The sequence below is a fragment of the Sporichthya sp. genome, assembly GCF_013815995.1.
In the GTDB taxonomy this organism is placed as follows: Bacteria; Actinomycetota; Actinomycetes; order Sporichthyales; family Sporichthyaceae; genus Sporichthya.
Genome location: NZ_JACDFE010000324.1, coordinates 1 through 3625, shown reverse-complemented (window position 1 = coordinate 3625; position 3625 = coordinate 1). Strand labels below are relative to the sequence as shown.

At 73.7% G+C, this 3625-nt stretch carries 5 protein-coding genes; 3 read left to right on the top strand and 2 right to left on the bottom strand.

Features of this window, described 5'->3' with window-relative positions; genetic code table 11:
- From H0X00_RS22605 to hemW, 3 genes are all read left to right on the top strand, one after another.
- Nucleotides 1-761 (top strand): collagen binding domain-containing protein (locus H0X00_RS22605; protein WP_293775036.1); only part of this gene is annotated, 761 nt, incomplete at its 5' end.
- Between the two features lie 52 nt (nucleotides 762-813).
- Nucleotides 814-1455, top strand: a complete 642-nt coding sequence (locus tag H0X00_RS22600) for an MOSC domain-containing protein (protein ID WP_293775034.1) — start codon at nucleotides 814-816, stop codon at nucleotides 1453-1455.
- Entirely contained in the window at nucleotides 1455-2678 is a 1224-nt protein-coding gene (gene hemW / locus H0X00_RS22595; RefSeq protein ID WP_293775033.1) for a radical SAM family heme chaperone HemW, read from the top strand. The genes H0X00_RS22600 and hemW overlap by 1 nt, the downstream gene beginning before the upstream one ends.
- 20 nt (nucleotides 2679-2698) lie before the next feature.
- Here the strand turns inward: hemW and H0X00_RS22590 are convergent, their stop codons facing one another.
- Nucleotides 2699-3082, bottom strand: coding sequence for a DUF4870 domain-containing protein (locus H0X00_RS22590; protein WP_293775031.1), 384 nt, complete (start codon nucleotides 3080-3082; stop codon nucleotides 2699-2701).
- Between the two features lie 6 nt (nucleotides 3083-3088).
- Nucleotides 3089-3625: DUF3097 family protein (locus H0X00_RS22585; RefSeq protein ID WP_293775029.1), on the bottom strand; the 537-nt coding region annotated here is incomplete at its 5' end.

Genomic DNA, 3625 nt, shown 5'->3' with positions numbered 1-3625 from the left:
GCCCGGCGCTGCGGGTCACGGTGCGCCGCGCCGACGGCCGGCCGCTGCCCGCGGCGACGGTGACGCTGCTCGACTCCGCCGGCCGTCAACTCTCCCGCGCGGAAAGCGACGGCAACGGCGTCTCGGAGTTCCTCTCCGCCTCCGGTGGCGAGTTCCTCCTCGTGGTTCGCCACGAGGGCTACCTGCCGCAGGCCCGGACGGTGCTGTTGCAGCAGCAGCCCGCTCCGACCGTCGAGGTCGAGGTCCTGGTCCCGGGCGCGGCTCGCCTGTCCGGTGTGGTCACCAACGCCACCGGTCGCCCGGTCGAGGGCGCGCTGGTCACCCTCACCGGCGTCGACGGCGCAGTCGCGGCCAGCACCCGCACCGACGCCGAAGGCGCCTACGACCTGGTCGACCTGACCGTCGAGGACGGCACGCTCGCGGTGTTCGCTCCGTCCGGTCGCCCGATCGCCATCCCGGTCACCATCCCGCCGGGCGGCAAGGTGCGCCAGGACGTCGAGGTGCGCGGCAGCGGGGTGGTCTCCGGCACCGCCCAGACCCCCGAGGGCTGGCTGATCGCCGACGCCCGGGTGAGCCTGCACGCCGACGGCGTCGAGGTTGCGGTCACCCGCACCGACGCCGACGGCGCGTACAGCTTCCCGGGCCTGGACACCGGCAACTACACCGTGGTCGCGGTCGGGTACCCGCCCTCGCAGACCGAGGTCGTCGCCGGAAACGGCGAGACCACCGCGGAGCCGCTGACCCTCGCCCACGACGACTGACCCGCCGGTACTCCAAGGCGCGGCCCCCGCTCGCCCAGGCAGAATGGACGCCATGAGCGCATCGGTGGTGTCCGTCAACGTCGGCCGGGTGGTCGACACCCCGGGCAGCCTGCTGGGCCGCACGGGCATCGACAACCGCGCCATGTCCGCCCGGGTGCGCGCGCACACCACCGGCCTGGCCGGTGACGAGGTCGCCGACACCAAGCACCACGGTGGTATCGACCAGGCGGTCTACGCCTACCAGCGCGAGGACCTCGACCGCTGGGCCGAAGAGCTCGGCCGCGAACTGCACGACGGCAATTTCGGGGAGAACCTGACCACCCGCGGGGTCGACCTGGCCGCCGCCGTCATCGGGGAGCGTTGGCGGATCGGCAGTGCGGAGTTCGAGGTCTCCTCCCCGCGCACGCCCTGCGGCACCTTCAAGAACCACCTGGACAACCTGCGTGGCTGGGTGAAGACCTTCACCGCCGACGGCCGGCCGGGCGCGTACCTGCGCGTGCTGGTCGAGGGTGAGGTCGGGGCCGGCGACGAGATCGTCGTGCTGCACCGCCCGGACCATGGGGTCACCATCGCCGAGGTGTTCCGGGCGATCATGACGGAGAAGACGCTGATGCCAGGCCTGCTCGACGTGCCCGAGCTGCCGGCGAAGGTGCACGACTGGGCCCGCGAGTACGTCGGGGCGCAGCCGGCCTGATGGCCGGTCAGCCGCCTTCTGGCGAGCCGGTCCCCACCGACGGCGCGCTGCCCGGCGCGGCGCTCGCCGGACTCGGGGAGCGACCGTTCGGCATCTACCTGCACGTGCCCTTCTGCGCGAGCCGCTGCGGCTACTGCGACTTCAACACCTACACCGCCACCGAGCTCGGGCCCGGTCTCTCCCGGGACGGGTACCCGGACCTGGCCGCGGCCGAGATCCGGTTCGCCGCCAAGGTGCTCGCCGCTCGCGGTGCGGTCCCGGAAGTGTCGACGGTGTTCGTCGGGGGCGGAACGCCCACACTCCTGACGCCCTGTCAGCTCGGCGGCATGCTGGCGGTGGTGCGGGAGGAGTTCGGGCTCGCCCCGGACGCGGAGGTCAGTGTCGAGTCCAATCCGGACAGCGTCGACGGGCCGGCCCTGGACGCCCTGGTGGAGGCCGGGTTCACCCGGATCTCCTTCGGCATGCAGAGCTCGGCGAACCACGTGCTCGCGGTCCTGGACCGCACGCATACGCCGGGCCGGGCCGCCGAGTGTGCCCGCTGGGCCCGCGCGGCCGGCTTCGCCGGGGTCAACCTCGACCTGATCTACGGCAGCCCGGGGGAGTCCGACGCCGACTGGGCGGGCTCGATCTCCTCGGCCCTGGACGCGCAGCCGGACCACATCAGTGCCTACGCGCTGATCCTCGAGGAGGGCACCCGGCTGGCCGCGCAGGTGCGACGCGGTGTTCTGCCCGCCCCGGACGACGACGTGCTCGCCGCCCGCTACGAAACGGCCGACGCAGCCTTCAGTGCGGCCGGCCTGTCCTGGTACGAGGTCTCCAACTGGGCCGCGTCGCCGGCGGCGCGGTGCCGGCACAACGAGGGGTACTGGGCCGGCGGGGACTGGTGGGGTATCGGGCCCGGCGCGCACAGCCACGTCGGCGGCGTGCGGTGGTGGAACGTGCGCCACCCGCGCGACTACGCGTCCCGGATCGGGGGCGGGCTCAGCCCGGGCGCCGGGCGGGAGCTGCTCACCGCCGCCGAGCGCGACCTGGAACGGGTGCTGCTCGGCATCCGCCTGGTCGAAGGGTTTCCGCTGGTGGACCTCGACGAGGCCGGCCGGACCGCCGCGGTGCGGGCGGGCGCGGACGGGCTGCTGGAACCGGCGGCGTTGGACGCCGGCCGTGCGGTGCTGACCCTGCGCGGCCGGCTGCTCGCCGACGCTGTGGTCCGAGAGCTGACCTGAGCGAACGTCAGATCAGGGCGTCAGACCCGGAGGATGGGCAGGGCGAGCGGGTAGTGGCAGCGCTCGCCGTAGCGCGCCGTCATCGCTGCCCGCACCGTGAACAGGAACCAGTACACGGTCAGCAGGACGATGATCGCGGCCGTCGCACCCGAGGCCCAGTCCGGACCACTGTCGTCACCGCGCCGGGCCAGCGACGCGGTGGTGATCAGGCTCGCCAGCCCGACGAGTCCGACGGTGATGTTGAAGTTCACCGCGGCCACGGCGTGCCGGCGGACCGTCAGGGAACCGCGCGAGCGCAGCCACAGGACCAACAGGGGACCGACGAACCCGAGCCCGAGCGCCATGCCGGGGATCGACGCGAGGTGTGCCCCCGCCGCCCAGCGCCGCTCGGATTCGGTGGGCACGCGGGCTCAGTCCGGCAGGGACGGATCGCCGGCGGTGACGAAGTCGATGAGCTCCTCGACCCGGCCCAGCAGGGCGGGCTCCAGGTCGGTCCAGCCGCGGACGGACCCCAGGATCCGCTTCCACGCTGCGTACGGCTCCAGGTGCCAGCCGAGGGCGTCGATCACGCCCTCCTTCCAGGGCTGTCCGCGGGGCACCTCGGGCCAGGCCTCGAACCCGAGCACCTGCGGGCGCACCGCCTGCCAGACGTCGATGTAGGGGTGCCCCACCACCAGGACGTGCGCGCCGCGGGCCTGGGCCGCGAGTCGGCTCTCCTTGCTGCCCGCGACCAGGTGGTCGACCAGCACTCCGAGGCGGCGGCCCGGCCCGGGGGAGAACTCACGCACGATCGCGGGCAGGTCGTCGATGCCCTCGAGGTACTCGACGACGACGCCGACGCCGCGCAGGTCGTCGCCCCAGACCTTCTCGACCAGTTCGGCGTCGTGCTTGCCCTCGACGTAGATGCGGCTGGCCCGCGCGACCTGCGCGCGGGCGCGGGGCACGGC